11 protein-coding genes are annotated in these 14,453 nt (G+C 51.8%); 9 read left to right on the forward strand and 2 right to left on the reverse strand.

The features are described from left to right. The 9 genes from tuf to rpoC all read left to right on the forward strand — a co-directional run. Positions 1 to 1,041: elongation factor Tu (gene tuf / locus OGV85_RS03090; RefSeq protein ID WP_058842576.1), on the forward strand; the 1,041-nt coding region annotated here is incomplete at its 5' end. Positions 1,042 to 1,271: 230 nt separating this feature from the next. After that, positions 1,272 to 1,655, forward strand: coding sequence for a preprotein translocase subunit SecE (gene secE, locus OGV85_RS03095; protein ID WP_003033128.1), 384 nt, complete (start codon positions 1,272 to 1,274; stop codon positions 1,653 to 1,655). Position 1,656: 1 nt separating this feature from the next. Further along, positions 1,657 to 2,202 carry a transcription termination/antitermination protein NusG gene (gene nusG / locus OGV85_RS03100; RefSeq protein ID WP_003033125.1) on the forward strand — a complete coding sequence of 182 codons (546 nt, stop codon included), beginning with the start codon at positions 1,657 to 1,659 and terminating at the stop codon, positions 2,200 to 2,202. Between the two features lie 154 nt (positions 2,203 to 2,356). Next, the gene (gene rplK, locus OGV85_RS03105) at positions 2,357 to 2,785 is read left to right on the forward strand and encodes a 50S ribosomal protein L11 (protein WP_003033122.1); all 429 of its coding nucleotides are present in this window, start codon (positions 2,357 to 2,359) and stop codon (positions 2,783 to 2,785) included. Between the two features lie 3 nt (positions 2,786 to 2,788). Next, positions 2,789 to 3,496 carry a 50S ribosomal protein L1 gene (rplA, locus tag OGV85_RS03110; RefSeq protein WP_003033119.1) on the forward strand — a complete coding sequence of 236 codons (708 nt, stop codon included), beginning with the start codon at positions 2,789 to 2,791 and terminating at the stop codon, positions 3,494 to 3,496. A 415-nt stretch (positions 3,497 to 3,911) separates the two neighbouring features. Further along, entirely contained in the window at positions 3,912 to 4,409 is a 498-nt protein-coding gene (gene rplJ / locus OGV85_RS03115; RefSeq protein WP_001207203.1) for a 50S ribosomal protein L10, read from the forward strand. Positions 4,410 to 4,475: 66 nt separating this feature from the next. After that, entirely contained in the window at positions 4,476 to 4,841 is a 366-nt protein-coding gene (rplL, locus tag OGV85_RS03120; RefSeq protein WP_003033114.1) for a 50S ribosomal protein L7/L12, read from the forward strand. Between the two features lie 320 nt (positions 4,842 to 5,161). After that, positions 5,162 to 9,190 (forward strand): DNA-directed RNA polymerase subunit beta, encoded by a 4,029-nt coding sequence (gene rpoB / locus OGV85_RS03125; RefSeq protein ID WP_003033111.1) that lies wholly within the window; start codon positions 5,162 to 5,164, stop codon positions 9,188 to 9,190. Positions 9,191 to 9,266: 76 nt separating this feature from the next. After that, the gene (rpoC, locus tag OGV85_RS03130; RefSeq protein ID WP_003033107.1) at positions 9,267 to 13,490 is read left to right on the forward strand and encodes a DNA-directed RNA polymerase subunit beta'; all 4,224 of its coding nucleotides are present in this window, start codon (positions 9,267 to 9,269) and stop codon (positions 13,488 to 13,490) included. Between the two features lie 111 nt (positions 13,491 to 13,601). Here the strand turns inward: rpoC and OGV85_RS03135 are convergent, their stop codons facing one another. Beyond that, a complete protein-coding gene (locus tag OGV85_RS03135) occupies positions 13,602 to 13,919 on the reverse strand; it encodes a PTS lactose/cellobiose transporter subunit IIA (protein WP_003033104.1) in 318 nt (105 codons plus the stop codon). Positions 13,920 to 13,923: 4 nt separating this feature from the next. After that, complete coding sequence (locus OGV85_RS03140; RefSeq protein ID WP_003033102.1) at positions 13,924 to 14,229, reverse strand: PTS sugar transporter subunit IIB; 306 nt, start codon at positions 14,227 to 14,229, stop codon at positions 13,924 to 13,926. Positions 14,230 to 14,453 lie beyond the last annotated feature (224 nt).

Raw genomic sequence — 14,453 nt, forward strand, 5'->3', positions numbered from 1 at the left:
CAGATCGATAACGCGCCGGAAGAAAAAGCTCGTGGTATCACCATCAACACTTCTCACGTTGAATATGACACCCCGACTCGCCACTACGCACACGTAGACTGCCCGGGCCACGCCGACTATGTTAAAAACATGATCACCGGTGCTGCGCAGATGGATGGCGCGATCCTGGTTGTTGCTGCGACTGACGGCCCGATGCCGCAGACTCGTGAGCACATCCTGCTGGGTCGTCAGGTAGGCGTTCCGTACATCATCGTGTTCCTGAACAAATGCGACATGGTTGATGACGAAGAGCTGCTGGAACTGGTAGAAATGGAAGTTCGTGAACTTCTGTCTCAGTACGATTTCCCGGGCGACGACACTCCGATCGTTCGTGGTTCTGCTCTGAAAGCGCTGGAAGGCGAAGCAGAGTGGGAAGCGAAAATCATCGAACTGGCTGGCTTCCTGGATTCTTACATCCCAGAACCAGAGCGTGCGATTGACAAGCCGTTCCTGCTGCCTATCGAAGACGTATTCTCCATCTCCGGTCGTGGTACCGTTGTTACCGGTCGTGTAGAGCGCGGTATCATCAAAGTTGGTGAAGAAGTTGAAATCGTTGGTATCAAAGAGACTGCTAAGTCTACCTGTACTGGCGTTGAAATGTTCCGCAAACTGCTGGACGAAGGCCGTGCTGGTGAGAACGTTGGTGTTCTGCTGCGTGGTATCAAACGTGAAGAAATCGAACGTGGTCAGGTACTGGCTAAGCCGGGCTCTATCAAGCCGCACACCAAGTTCGAATCTGAAGTGTACATTCTGTCCAAAGACGAAGGCGGCCGTCATACTCCGTTCTTCAAAGGCTACCGTCCGCAGTTCTACTTCCGTACTACTGACGTGACTGGTACCATCGAACTGCCGGAAGGCGTAGAGATGGTAATGCCGGGCGACAACATCAAAATGGTTGTTACCCTGATCCACCCAATCGCGATGGACGACGGTCTGCGTTTCGCAATCCGTGAAGGCGGCCGTACTGTTGGTGCGGGCGTTGTTGCCAAAGTAATGAGCTAATTGCCGAATAACATTTGACGCAATGCGCAATAAAAGGGCATCATTTGATGCCCTTTTTGCACGCTTTCACACCAGAACCTGGCTCATCAGTGATTTTTTTTGTCATAATCATTGCTGAGACAGGCTCTGAAGAGGGCGTTTAGTCCGAAACGCACCAGAGCATTTCGGTTTGGATCGCCTCGCTTACGCGGGGTGAAAATGTTTGTAGAATACTTCTGACAGGTTGGTTTATGAGTGCGAATACCGAAGCTCAAGGAAGCGGGCGCGGCCTGGAAGCGATGAAGTGGGTTGTTGTCGCTGTATTGCTGCTTGTAGCTATCGTTGGCAACTACCTCTATCGTGACATGATGCTGCCGCTGCGTGCGCTGGCCGTAGTGATTCTGATTGCCGCAGCGGGTGGTGTCGCGCTGTTGACAACAAAAGGTAAAGCGACCGTTGCTTTTGCCCGTGAAGCGAGAACCGAAGTCCGTAAGGTCATTTGGCCAACTCGCCAGGAAACATTGCACACCACATTAATTGTGGCTGCGGTTACCGCAGTAATGTCACTGATCCTGTGGGGACTGGATGGTATTCTGGTTCGCCTGGTATCCTTTATCACTGGCCTGAGGTTCTAAGATGTCTGAAGCCCCTAAAAAGCGCTGGTACGTCGTTCAGGCGTTTTCCGGTTTTGAAGGCCGCGTAGCCACGTCGCTGCGCGAATATATCAAGTTACAAAATATGGAAGAGCTGTTTGGCGAAGTCATGGTGCCGACCGAAGAAGTGGTCGAAATCCGTGGTGGCCAGCGTCGCAAGAGCGAACGTAAATTCTTCCCGGGCTATGTACTGGTCCAGATGGTGATGAATGACGCAAGCTGGCACTTGGTGCGTAGCGTGCCGCGTGTGATGGGCTTTATCGGTGGTACATCTGACCGTCCGGCGCCGATCAGCGACAAAGAAGTTGATGCGATCATGAACCGTCTGCAGCAGGTTGGTGATAAACCGCGTCCGAAAACGATGTTTGAGCCAGGTGAAATGGTTCGCGTTAGTGACGGTCCGTTTGCTGACTTTAACGGCGTGGTTGAAGAAGTGGACTACGAGAAGTCCCGCCTGAAAGTCTCTGTTTCTATCTTTGGTCGTGCGACCCCGGTAGAACTGGACTTTGCCCAGGTAGAAAAAGCCTAAACAGCGATCAAAAAAGCGGCGATTTAATCGTTGCACAAGGCGCGAGATTGGAATACAATTTCGCGCCTTTTGTTTTTATGGACCCTGTCCGTAAAACGAATTTAATCACGGGGAGCCTCCTTGAGGCGCTATAACCCAACTAGAGGAATTTAGAATGGCTAAGAAAGTCCAGGCCTACGTCAAGCTGCAAGTTGCAGCTGGTATGGCTAACCCGAGTCCGCCGGTAGGTCCAGCACTGGGTCAACAAGGCGTGAACATCATGGAATTCTGCAAAGCGTTCAACGCAAAAACTGATTCCATGGAAAAAGGTCTGCCGATCCCGGTTGTTATCACCGTTTACGCTGACCGTTCTTTCACTTTCGTTACCAAAACGCCTCCGGCAGCAGTTCTGCTGAAGAAAGCGGCTGGTATCAAGTCTGGTTCCGGTAAGCCGAACAAAGACAAAGTGGGTAAAATTTCCCGCGCTCAGCTGCAGGAAATCGCGCAGACCAAAGCTGCCGACATGACTGGTTCCGACATTGAAGCGATGACTCGCTCCATTGAAGGTACTGCACGTTCCATGGGCCTGGTAGTGGAGGACTAAGAAATGGCTAAACTGACCAAGCGTATGCGCGTGATCCGTGACAAAGTTGATGCAACTAAACAGTACGACATCAACGAAGCTATTGCTCTGCTGAAAGAGCTGGCCACTGCTAAATTCGTAGAAAGCGTAGATGTTGCCGTTAACCTCGGTATCGATGCTCGTAAATCTGACCAGAACGTACGTGGTGCAACTGTACTGCCGCACGGTACTGGCCGTTCCGTTCGCGTAGCCGTATTTGCCCAGGGCGCAAACGCTGAAGCTGCTAAAGCTGCAGGCGCTGAGCTGGTAGGTATGGAAGATCTGGCTGACCAGATCAAGAAAGGCGAAATGAACTTTGACGTTGTTATTGCTTCCCCGGATGCAATGCGCGTTGTTGGCCAGCTGGGCCAGGTTCTGGGCCCGCGCGGCCTGATGCCAAACCCGAAAGTTGGTACTGTAACCCCTAACGTTGCTGAAGCGGTTAAGAACGCTAAAGCAGGTCAGGTTCGTTACCGTAACGACAAAAACGGCATCATTCACACTACCATCGGTAAAGTGGATTTTGACGCTGACAAACTGAAAGAAAACCTGGAATCTCTGCTGGTTGCGCTGAAAAAAGCGAAACCGACTCAGGCTAAAGGCGTGTACATCAAGAAAGTTAGCATCTCCACCACCATGGGTGCTGGTGTTGCCGTTGATCAGTCCGGTCTGACTGCGACTGTGGCGAACTAATATTCGCCTTTACGTGGGCGGTGATTTTGTCTACAATCTTACCCCCACGTTTCTGCTAATTGCAGACGTATATCCGAGATATTCAGGCTGTGGCAAGGCGACAACTGAGTGAATCGCCAGGAGCATAGTTAACTATGTGACTGGTGTGAACGAAGGCAGTCAACGCCGGCACAGATTGAATAGCGACAGATAGACAAGATTTGTTCGTTGGAGCCTGGCCTATCCAGGCCTCCGTCGAAGACCGCAGGTGTTTCGTCAGAAACTTAATCCCCTGCGTAGACGGTGACAGAACGCTAAGATTATTTTTGGATACTCTGGCTTGTTTCTGCTCACCGTATTTAGACGCTCTTCTCTTTGAGTTGAGTGAAGTGAGTTCCAGAGCATGAGCTCTGGCAAACATCCAGGAGCAAAGCTAATGGCTTTAAATCTTCAAGACAAACAAGCGATTGTTGCTGAAGTCAGCGAAGTAGCCAAAGGCGCGCTGTCTGCAGTAGTTGCGGATTCCCGTGGCGTAACTGTAGATAAAATGACTGAACTGCGTAAAGCAGGTCGTGAAGCTGGCGTATACATGCGTGTTGTTCGTAACACCCTGCTGCGCCGCGTCGTTGAAGGTACTCAGTTCGAGTGCCTGAAAGACACGTTTGTTGGTCCGACCCTGATTGCATACTCTATGGAACACCCGGGCGCTGCTGCTCGTCTGTTCAAAGAGTTCGCGAAAGCGAATGCAAAATTTGAGGTCAAAGCCGCAGCCTTTGAAGGTGAATTGATCCCGGCATCGCAAATCGATCGCCTGGCAACTCTGCCGACCTACGAAGAAGCAATTGCACGCCTGATGGCAACCATGAAAGAAGCTTCGGCTGGCAAACTGGTTCGTACTCTGGCTGCTGTACGCGATGCGAAAGAAGCTGCTTAATCGCAGTTATCTTTCTCAAGCATCTGCTTACGTATAAACTTATTCTGATTTTCAGGAACAATTTAAATGTCTATCACTAAAGATCAAATCATTGAAGCAGTATCCGCTATGTCCGTAATGGACGTTGTAGAACTGATCTCTGCAATGGAAGAAAAATTCGGTGTTTCCGCTGCTGCTGCTGTAGCTGTAGCTGCTGGCCCGGCTGAAGCTGCTGAAGAAAAAACTGAATTCGACGTAATTCTGAAAGCTGCTGGCGCTAACAAAGTTGCTGTTATCAAAGCAGTACGTGGCGCAACTGGCCTGGGTCTGAAAGAAGCTAAAGACCTGGTAGAATCTGCTCCGGCTGCCCTGAAAGAAGGCATCAGCAAAGACGACGCAGAAGCACTGAAAAAATCTCTGGAAGAAGCTGGCGCTGAAGTTGAAGTTAAATAAGCCAACTTTTCTGGTTGCAGCCTAAGAAATTAGGCTGATGGCTGGTGACTTTTTAGTCACCAGCCTTTTTGCGCTGTAAGGCGCCAGTAGCATTTCACACTGTTTGACTACTGCTGTGCCTTTCAATGCTTGTTTCTATCGACGTCTTAATATACTGCGACAGAGCATCAGTTCTGTGTAAATCGCAATGAAATGGTTTAAGCGTGATAGCAACAGGCATTGCGGAAAGTATTCGATTTTCCGGTCAACAAAATAGTGTTGCACAAACTGTCCCTTCGTCGGACAGATGGGTCGACTTGTCAGCGAGCTGAGGAACCCTAATGGTTTACTCCTATACCGAGAAAAAACGTATTCGTAAGGATTTTGGTAAACGTCCACAAGTGTTGGACATACCTTATCTCCTTTCTATCCAGCTTGACTCGTTTCAGAAGTTCATCGAGCAAGATCCTGAAGGGCAGTATGGTCTGGAAGCAGCTTTCCGTTCCGTTTTCCCGATTCAGAGCTACAGCGGTAATTCCGAGCTGCAATACGTCAGCTACCGCCTTGGCGAACCGGTGTTTGACGTTCAGGAATGTCAGATCCGTGGCGTGACCTATTCCGCACCGCTGCGCGTAAAACTGCGTCTGGTGATCTACGAGCGCGAAGCGCCGGAAGGCACCGTAAAAGACATTAAAGAACAAGAAGTCTACATGGGCGAAATTCCGCTCATGACTGACAACGGTACCTTTGTAATCAATGGTACTGAGCGTGTTATCGTTTCTCAGCTGCACCGTAGTCCTGGCGTCTTCTTTGACTCCGACAAAGGTAAAACCCACTCTTCGGGTAAAGTGCTGTATAACGCGCGCATCATCCCTTACCGTGGTTCCTGGCTGGACTTCGAATTCGATCCGAAGGACAACCTGTTCGTACGTATTGACCGTCGCCGTAAACTGCCTGCGACCATTATTCTGCGTGCACTGAACTACACCACTGAGCAGATCCTTGACCTGTTCTTTGAAAAAGTTGTTTTCGAAATTCGTGACAACAAGCTGCAGATGGAACTGGTGCCGGAACGCCTGCGTGGTGAAACCGCCTCCTTTGACATTGAAGCTAACGGTAAAGTCTACGTCGAAAAAGGCCGTCGCATCACTGCGCGCCACATTCGCCAACTGGAAAAAGACGATATCAAACATATCGAAGTTCCGGTTGAATACATTGCTGGTAAAGTTGCGGCTAAAGACTACGTTGACGAATCTACTGGCGAGCTGATCTGCGCAGCTAACATGGAGCTGAGCCTGGATCTGCTGGCTAAGCTGAGCCAGTCTGGTCACAAGCGTATCGAAACGCTGTTCACTAACGATCTGGACCACGGTCCGTACATTTCTGAAACTGTACGCGTCGACCCAACCAACGATCGTCTGAGCGCGCTGGTAGAAATCTACCGCATGATGCGTCCTGGTGAGCCGCCGACTCGTGAAGCTGCTGAAAGCCTGTTCGAGAACCTGTTCTTCTCCGAAGACCGCTATGACCTGTCTGCGGTCGGTCGTATGAAGTTCAACCGTTCTCTGCTGCGCGACGAAATCGAAGGTTCCGGTATCCTGAGCAAAGACGACATCATCGAAGTGATGAAGAAGCTCATCGATATCCGTAACGGTAAAGGCGAAGTCGATGATATCGACCACCTCGGCAACCGTCGTATCCGTTCCGTAGGCGAAATGGCGGAAAACCAGTTCCGCGTTGGTCTGGTACGTGTTGAGCGTGCGGTGAAAGAGCGTCTGTCTCTGGGCGATCTGGATACCCTGATGCCTCAGGATATGATCAACGCCAAGCCGATTTCTGCAGCAGTGAAAGAGTTCTTTGGTTCCAGCCAGCTGTCTCAGTTTATGGACCAGAACAACCCGCTGTCTGAGATTACGCACAAACGTCGTATCTCTGCACTCGGCCCAGGCGGTCTGACCCGTGAACGCGCAGGCTTCGAAGTTCGAGACGTACACCCGACTCACTACGGTCGCGTATGTCCAATCGAAACGCCTGAAGGTCCGAACATCGGTCTGATCAACTCCCTGTCCGTGTATGCACAGACTAACGAATACGGCTTCCTCGAGACTCCGTACCGTAAAGTGACCGACGGTGTTGTAACTGACGAAATTCATTACCTGTCTGCTATCGAAGAAGGCAACTACGTTATCGCTCAGGCGAACTCCAACCTGGATGACGAAGGCCACTTTGTAGAAGATCTGGTTACCTGCCGTAGCAAAGGCGAATCCAGCTTGTTCAGCCGTGATCAGGTTGACTACATGGACGTATCCACCCAGCAGGTGGTATCCGTCGGTGCGTCCCTGATCCCGTTCCTGGAACACGATGACGCCAACCGTGCATTGATGGGTGCGAACATGCAACGTCAGGCGGTTCCGACTCTGCGCGCTGATAAGCCGCTGGTTGGTACCGGTATGGAACGTGCTGTTGCCGTTGACTCCGGTGTTACTGCAGTTGCTAAACGTGGCGGTACTGTTCAGTACGTGGATGCTTCCCGTATCGTTATCAAAGTTAACGAAGACGAGATGTACCCGGGCGAAGCAGGTATCGACATTTATAACCTGACCAAATACACCCGTTCTAACCAGAACACCTGTATCAACCAGATGCCTTGCGTATCTCTGGGCGAGCCGGTTGAACGTGGTGATGTGCTGGCAGACGGTCCGTCCACCGACCTCGGTGAACTGGCGCTGGGCCAGAACATGCGTGTGGCATTCATGCCATGGAATGGTTACAACTTCGAAGACTCCATTCTCGTATCCGAGCGTGTTGTCCAGGAAGACCGTTTCACCACCATCCATATTCAGGAACTGGCATGTGTGTCCCGTGACACCAAGCTGGGGCCAGAAGAGATCACCGCTGACATCCCGAACGTGGGTGAAGCTGCGCTCTCCAAACTGGATGAATCCGGTATCGTTTATATCGGTGCGGAAGTGACCGGTGGCGACATTCTGGTTGGTAAGGTAACGCCGAAAGGTGAAACCCAACTGACGCCAGAAGAGAAGCTGCTGCGTGCGATCTTCGGTGAGAAAGCGTCTGACGTTAAAGACTCTTCTCTGCGCGTGCCAAACGGTGTTTCCGGTACGATTATCGACGTTCAGGTCTTTACTCGCGATGGCGTAGAAAAAGACAAACGTGCGCTGGAAATCGAAGAGATGCAGCTGAAGCAGGCGAAAAAAGACCTGTCTGAAGAACTGCAGATCCTCGAAGCTGGCCTGTTCAGCCGTATCTACGCTGTGCTGGTTTCTGGTGGTGTTGAAGCTGAGAAGCTCGACAAACTGCCGCGTGACCGCTGGTTAGAACTCGGCCTGACCGACGAAGAAAAACAGAATCAGCTGGAACAACTGGCTGAGCAGTACGACGAACTGAAACACGAATTCGAGAAAAAACTCGAAGCGAAGCGCCGTAAAATCACTCAGGGCGATGATCTGGCACCGGGCGTGCTGAAGATTGTTAAGGTTTATCTGGCGGTTAAACGTCGGATCCAGCCTGGTGATAAGATGGCAGGTCGTCACGGTAACAAGGGTGTAATCTCTAAGATCAACCCGATCGAAGATATGCCACACGATGCTAACGGTACGCCGGTAGATATCGTACTGAACCCGCTGGGCGTACCATCGCGTATGAACATCGGTCAGATCCTTGAAACCCACCTGGGTATGGCTGCAAAAGGTATCGGCGATAAGATCAACGCCATGCTGAAACAGCAACAGGAAGTCGCGAAACTGCGCGAATTCATCCAGCGTGCTTACGATCTGGGTTCAGATGTTCGTCAGAAAGTTGACCTGAATACCTTCAGTGATGAAGAAGTTCTGCGTCTGGCTGAAAACCTGAAAAAAGGTATGCCGATCGCAACGCCGGTATTCGACGGTGCGAAAGAGTCTGAAATCAAGGAACTGTTACAGCTGGGTGGCCTGCCGACTTCCGGTCAGATCACACTGTTCGACGGTCGTACCGGTGAGCAGTTCGAGCGCCAGGTTACCGTTGGCTACATGTACATGCTGAAACTGAACCACCTGGTTGATGACAAGATGCATGCGCGTTCTACCGGTTCTTACAGCCTGGTTACTCAGCAGCCGCTGGGTGGTAAGGCGCAGTTCGGTGGTCAGCGCTTCGGGGAGATGGAAGTGTGGGCGCTGGAAGCATATGGCGCAGCATACACCCTGCAGGAAATGCTCACCGTTAAGTCTGATGACGTGAACGGTCGTACTAAGATGTATAAAAACATCGTGGACGGCAACCATCAGATGGAACCAGGCATGCCGGAATCCTTCAACGTATTGTTGAAAGAGATTCGTTCGCTGGGTATCAACATCGAGCTGGAAGACGAGTAACTCTCGATCAAACAGGTCACTGGTGCTGGCGTAACAGCCAGCGCCAGATTGTGCTAACTCCGACGGGAGCAAATCCGTGAAAGATTTATTAAAGTTTCTGAAAGCGCAGACTAAAACCGAAGAGTTTGATGCGATCAAAATTGCTCTGGCCTCGCCAGACATGATCCGTTCATGGTCTTTCGGTGAAGTTAAGAAGCCGGAAACCATCAACTACCGTACGTTCAAACCTGAACGTGACGGCCTTTTCTGCGCCCGTATCTTTGGGCCGGTAAAAGACTACGAGTGCCTGTGCGGTAAGTACAAGCGCCTGAAACACCGTGGTGTGATCTGTGAGAAGTGCGGCGTTGAAGTGACCCAGACTAAAGTACGCCGTGAGCGTATGGGCCACATCGAGCTGGCGTCTCCGACTGCTCACATCTGGTTCCTGAAATCTCTGCCGTCCCGTATCGGTTTGCTGCTTGATATGCCGCTGCGTGATATCGAACGCGTACTGTACTTCGAATCTTATGTGGTTATCGAAGGCGGTATGACTAACCTGGAACGTCAACAGATCCTGACTGAAGAGCAGTATCTGGACGCGCTGGAAGAGTTCGGTGACGAATTTGACGCGAAGATGGGTGCGGAAGCAATCCAGGCCCTGCTGAAGAGCATGGATCTGGAGCAAGAGTGTGAAACTCTGCGCGAAGAGCTGAACGAAACCAACTCCGAAACCAAGCGTAAGAAGCTGACCAAGCGTATCAAACTGCTGGAAGCCTTCGTACAGTCTGGCAACAAGCCAGAGTGGATGATCCTGACCGTTCTGCCGGTTCTGCCGCCAGATCTGCGTCCGCTGGTTCCGCTGGATGGTGGTCGTTTCGCAACGTCGGATCTGAACGATCTGTATCGTCGCGTTATCAACCGTAACAACCGTCTGAAGCGTCTGCTGGATCTGGCTGCGCCGGACATCATCGTACGCAACGAAAAACGTATGCTGCAGGAAGCGGTTGACGCCCTGCTGGATAACGGTCGTCGCGGTCGTGCTATCACCGGTTCTAACAAACGTCCTCTGAAATCTTTGGCCGACATGATCAAAGGTAAGCAGGGTCGTTTCCGTCAGAACTTGCTCGGTAAGCGTGTTGACTACTCCGGTCGTTCTGTTATCACCGTAGGTCCATACCTGCGTCTGCATCAGTGCGGCCTGCCGAAGAAAATGGCACTGGAACTGTTCAAACCGTTCATCTACGGCAAGCTGGAACTGCGTGGCCTGGCCACCACCATCAAAGCCGCTAAGAAAATGGTTGAGCGTGAAGAAGCTGTCGTTTGGGATATCCTGGACGAAGTTATCCGCGAACACCCGGTACTGCTGAACCGTGCACCAACACTGCACCGTCTGGGTATCCAGGCATTTGAACCGGTACTGATCGAAGGTAAAGCTATCCAGCTTCACCCGCTGGTTTGTGCGGCATATAACGCCGACTTCGATGGTGACCAGATGGCTGTTCACGTACCGCTGACGCTGGAAGCCCAGCTCGAAGCGCGTGCGCTGATGATGTCTACCAACAACATCCTGTCTCCGGCGAACGGCGAACCTATCATCGTTCCGTCTCAGGACGTTGTATTGGGTCTGTACTACATGACCCGTGACTGTGTTAACGCCAAAGGCGAAGGCATGGTGCTGACTGGCCCGAAAGAAGCTGAGCGTATCTATCGCGCAGGTCTGGCCTCTCTGCATGCGCGCGTTAAAGTGCGTATCACTGAATACGAAAAAGATGAAAACGGCGAATTCGTTGCGCACACCAGTCTGAAAGACACGACCGTTGGTCGCGCCATTCTGTGGATGATCGTACCGAAAGGTCTGCCTTTCTCCATCGTCAACCAGGCGCTGGGCAAGAAAGCTATCTCCAAAATGCTGAACACCTGTTACCGCATTCTGGGCCTGAAGCCGACCGTTATCTTCGCTGACCAGACAATGTACACCGGCTTTGCTTATGCAGCGCGTTCAGGTGCATCTGTTGGTATTGATGACATGGTCATCCCAGAGAAGAAACACGAGATCATCTCTGAAGCGGAAGCTGAAGTTGCTGAGATCCAGGAGCAGTTCCAGTCCGGTCTGGTAACCGCGGGCGAACGCTATAACAAAGTTATCGATATCTGGGCTGCGGCGAACGATCGTGTATCCAAAGCGATGATGGATAACCTGCAAACCGAAACCGTTATTAACCGTGACGGCGTAGAAGAGCAGCAGGTTTCCTTCAACAGCATCTACATGATGGCCGACTCCGGTGCGCGTGGTTCTGCAGCACAGATTCGTCAGCTGGCCGGTATGCGTGGTCTGATGGCGAAGCCAGATGGCTCCATCATCGAAACGCCAATCACCGCGAACTTCCGTGAAGGTCTGAACGTACTCCAGTACTTCATCTCTACTCACGGTGCGCGTAAAGGTCTGGCGGATACCGCACTGAAAACAGCGAACTCCGGTTATCTGACTCGTCGTCTGGTCGACGTTGCGCAGGACCTGGTTGTTACTGAAGACGATTGCGGCACTCTGGAAGGCATCACCATGACCCCGGTTATCGAGGGTGGTGATGTTAAAGAGCCGCTGCGCGATCGCGTTCTGGGTCGTGTAACTGCTGAAGACGTTCTGAAGCCGGGTACGGCGGATATTCTGGTTCCACGCAACACGCTGCTGCACGAACAGTGGTGTGACCTGCTGGAAGAGAACTCCGTTGACTCCGTCAAAGTCCGTTCTGTTGTATCTTGTGACACCGACTTTGGTGTATGTGCGCACTGCTACGGTCGTGACCTGGCGCGTGGCCACATCATCAACAAAGGTGAAGCAATCGGCGTTATCGCGGCACAGTCCATCGGTGAACCGGGTACACAGCTGACGATGCGTACGTTCCACATCGGTGGTGCGGCATCTCGTGCGGCTGCTGAATCCAGCATCCAGGTGAAAAACAAAGGTAGCATCCGTCTGAGCAACGCGAAGTCGGTTGTGAACTCCAGCGGCAAGCTGGTTATCACCTCACGTAACACCGAACTGAAACTGATCGACGAATTCGGCCGTACCAAAGAAAGCTATAAAGTGCCTTACGGCTCCGTTATGGCGAAAGGTGATGGCGAACAGGTTGCTGGCGGCGAAACCGTAGCAAACTGGGATCCGCACACCATGCCGGTTATCACCGAAGTGAGTGGTTTTGTCCGCTTCACTGACATGATCGACGGCCAGACCATTACTCGTCAGACCGACGAGCTGACCGGTCTGTCTTCTCTGGTGGTTCTGGATTCTGCAGAGCGTACTGCGGGTGGTAAAGACCTGCGTCCGGCACTGAAAATTGTTGATGCTCAGGGCAACGACGTTCTGATCCCAGGCACCGATATGCCTGCTCAGTACTTCCTGCCGGGTAAAGCGATTGTTCAGCTGGAAGATGGCGTACAGATCAGTTCTGGTGACACCCTGGCGCGTGTTCCGCAGGAATCCGGCGGTACCAAGGATATCACCGGTGGTCTGCCGCGCGTTGCTGACCTGTTCGAAGCACGTCGTCCGAAAGAGCCGGCAATCCTGGCTGAAATCAGCGGTATCATTTCCTTCGGTAAAGAAACCAAAGGTAAACGTCGTCTGGTTATCACCCCGGTAGATGGTAGCGAACCGTACGAAGAGATGATTCCGAAATGGCGTCAGCTCAACGTGTTCGAAGGTGAACGTGTAGAACGTGGTGACGTGGTTTCCGACGGTCCGGAAGCGCCGCACGACATCCTGCGTCTGCGTGGTGTGCATGCTGTAACTCGTTACATCGTTAACGAAGTTCAGGACGTATACCGTCTGCAGGGTGTTAAGATTAACGATAAACACATCGAAGTTATCGTTCGTCAGATGCTGCGTAAAGCCACCATCGAAAGCGCTGGTAGCTCCGACTTCCTGGAAGGCGAGCAGGTTGAATACTCCCGCGTCAAGATCGCTAACCGCGAGCTGGAAGCGAACGGCAAAGTGGGTGCAACGTTCTCCCGCGATCTGCTGGGTATCACCAAAGCGTCTCTGGCAACCGAGTCCTTCATCTCTGCAGCATCGTTCCAGGAAACCACGCGTGTCCTGACCGAAGCCGCTGTTGCAGGTAAACGTGATGAACTGCGCGGTCTGAAAGAGAACGTAATCGTGGGTCGTCTGATCCCGGCAGGTACCGGTTACGCGTACCACCAGGATCGTATGCGCCGTCGCGCAGCGGGCGAACTGCCAGCTGCACCGCAGGTGACTGCTGAAGATGCGTCTGCCAGCCTGGCAGAACTGCTGAACGCAGGCCTGGGCGGTTCTGACAACGATTAATCGTTGCCGACCATAATAAAAAACCCGCTTCGGCGGGTTTTTTTATGTCCAGGTTTATTTCTGATGGCGCTTATCTGGTCTATGAGGCTACGAAGCCATCCGGCAGTGTCATTAATTTACCGGCGGTAACCGCCGATAAAGCTCAATCATATCTCCCGCCAAATCCTGAATCACCATCGCGTTCATCAGGTGATCCTGCGAATGGACGGTGATGAGATTAACCGGTAGCTTGCCGGTTCCTTCGTCAATTCCGATCAGCTGGGTCTGGATTTTATGCGCTTGTTTAACGTACTCGCGTGATTCCGTCATCGCTTGTTCTGCACCGGAGAAATCACCTTTACGTGCCAGTTGCAATGCCGTCAGGGCCTGGCTGCGTGCAGCGCCAGCGTTTACCAATAACTCCATGATGATCGTTTCTAACTCTTCCATACCATCACTCCAGTAGTTTCAGCGCCTTGTCCAGTACCGCATCGCCTTTCATCATGCCGTAATCCATCATGTCGATAACGGCGACCTTTTTGCCTAGTGGGTCGGCGATCGCCTGTAGCTTGGCCTGTTCATACTTAACCTGTGGACCGAGCAAAACGATATCCGCTGTAGCGATATTCTCTTCAAACTCGGCCACCGGGACGGCTTTGATAGTAACGTCGACGCCTTTTTTCTGGGCGGCATCTTTCATCCTTTGCACCAGCATGCTGGTGGACATTCCGGCGGCACAGCATAAAACGATGTTTTTCATAAGCAGTCTCGATCAACATGTGTGAGTTGATAATTATCGCGAGCCAGCTATAGCAACAACTGCTTTGCAACGATTGTGTGCAAGGCATCACAAAGAAAACCTCTTTTTCTGAAACCGGTTACAAAAAGAGGCCAAACCCTGCGATCTGGACCGGGACCAGCGGCTTTTTGACTCGCTTATCACATGCTGGAATATATAATTACTGTCAATAAAGACATGTTATA

Source organism: Citrobacter sp. Cf132 (genome assembly GCF_030333885.1).
Lineage (GTDB): Bacteria > Pseudomonadota > Gammaproteobacteria > Enterobacterales > Enterobacteriaceae > Citrobacter > Citrobacter freundii.